This is a genomic window from Thalassolituus sp. UBA6592, assembly GCF_002433655.1.
Classification (GTDB): domain Bacteria; phylum Pseudomonadota; class Gammaproteobacteria; order Pseudomonadales; family Oceanobacteraceae; genus Venatoribacter.
Genome location: NZ_DJIO01000028.1, coordinates 77,492 through 79,232 on the forward strand (window position 1 = coordinate 77,492; position 1,741 = coordinate 79,232).

Sequence of the window (1,741 nt, forward strand, 5' to 3'; positions counted from 1 at the left end):
GTGTCGGCAGTTCGATTCTGTCTCTGGGCACCACCTCTTCTTTTCAAGCATCCCCATAAGATCCCAAAACCCTTGCCGTTACTGGCTCGTAGCCTTATTGTTTAGCCTGTTACTACCCATTTGATTCCGTATCATCCCAAAACTTTGGGGGTACTTTCGGGGGTATTTCTCAGTCACACGGTAGCTGATACCCCCATTTCCGCGGGGGTACATCGAAGTCCTACCGACTGAACAGGTGTAGGTATGCTGAAAGACACAAAAATCAAGGCGCTGGAAGCTAAAGAAAAAGACTACAAAGTCTCAGATACCGGTGGTCTCTTCCTGCTGATAAAGACCACCGGTGCCAAATACTGGCGGCAGAAATACCGCTTTATGGGCAAAGAAAAGCTGCTGGCCATTGGTACGTACCCAAGTGTAACCCTTAAACAAGCACGTAAGGCTCAGGAAGAAGCCAAAGATCTTCTGAAAGCCGGTATAGATCCAAGCCTTTACCGTAAACAGCAAAAAGCCCGGCGTGAGCTGGAAGCCGATAACAGCTTTTCAGCCATTGCACGCGAATGGCATGCCCGCCAGTCAAATACCTGGGCTCCGATTACAGCGCGACGAAACCTCGACCTCATAGAAAAAGACCTGCTCCCACAGCTCGGTAAGCGACCTATATCAGAGCTGCAGACTTTTGAACTCGTCGGCTGCCTTAACAGAATCATTGACCGCGGCGCTATCGAAACTGCGCACAAAGCCCGCCAGATCGTTAATCAGGTGTGTCGTTACGCGAAACAGACTGGCCGGCTTGAGCACAATCCCGCCTCAGATCTTGCCGGCGCGATCCCTCCGAAAAAAGTTACCCATATGGCTGCTATCACTGAACCCAAAGCCTTTGGTCAGCTCTTGGTGGATATTGATAGCTATAAAGGCTCCCACATTCTGAGAACAGCCCTCGCACTGGCACCCCTGCTATTTCAAAGACCCGGCGAGCTGTGTGGCATGGAATGGTCAGAACTGGATCTGGAGCAGGGCCTGTGGACTATCCCCAGAGAGAAAAAGAAAGAACGCAACCAGGTTGAAGGCGATCATATCGTCCCACTCAGCGAACAGGCACTCGCCTTACTGATAGACCTCCAGCCGATAACAGGCCGCAGTCAGATGGTCTTCCCTAATCAACGTGACCACAGCCGTGCAATCCGTACGGAGAGCTTAAATAAAGCCCTGCGCACGCTAGGCTATGACACCCGCACCCAACAATGCGCCCATGGCTTCCGGGCCTCTGCCCGTACCATGCTGGACGAACAGCTGAACCTCAGGATTGAGTGGATTGAACATCAGCTGGCACACAAGGTACGCGACACTTTAGGAAACGCCTATAACCGTACCAAGCATCTGCCTGAACGGGTTCAGATGATGCAGAGGTGGGCGGATTATCTTGATAATTTAAAACGGCAGTTTCTCGCGGGGAACGTTGTAACTGCAAACTTTGTATAGAGGGCAGCCTGTTGAAATTTTCCTCTTGGGTGCCTAAAGAAGTAAAGCAACGGCATCTAGCCGTATTTCCGAAATCTCTGACCATAAGCTCTGCCGACATAGGTCATAGCGGCAGAGAGTACCTAGAGAAACTCCTTGCTTCCAATGACGCTGCTATCACACTGACATGGACAGCCATAGAAAACACACTAACCAAGAAGCACTTAAAACAAGCTGAAGAATATCCAGAGAATTTCAACTGTAGTAGTTCAGACCCAATCTG

General features: G+C 50.4%; 2 protein-coding genes. Both read left to right on the forward strand.

Annotated elements, in window-relative coordinates; translation table 11 throughout:
- Nucleotides 1-243: 243 nt before the first annotated feature.
- Nucleotides 244-1,479 carry a tyrosine-type recombinase/integrase gene (locus tag B2Z72_RS02710; RefSeq protein ID WP_296986199.1) on the forward strand — a complete coding sequence of 412 codons (1,236 nt, stop codon included), beginning with the start codon at nucleotides 244-246 and terminating at the stop codon, nucleotides 1,477-1,479.
- Between the two features lie 11 nt (nucleotides 1,480-1,490).
- Nucleotides 1,491-1,741: hypothetical protein (locus B2Z72_RS02715; protein ID WP_296986198.1), on the forward strand; the 251-nt coding region annotated here is incomplete at its 3' end.

Coding starts and splice junctions, on each gene's coding strand:
- B2Z72_RS02710 (WP_296986199.1), top strand. CDS start 244: ATGCTGAAAGACACAAAAATCAAGGCGCTGGAAGCTAAAGAAAAAGAC.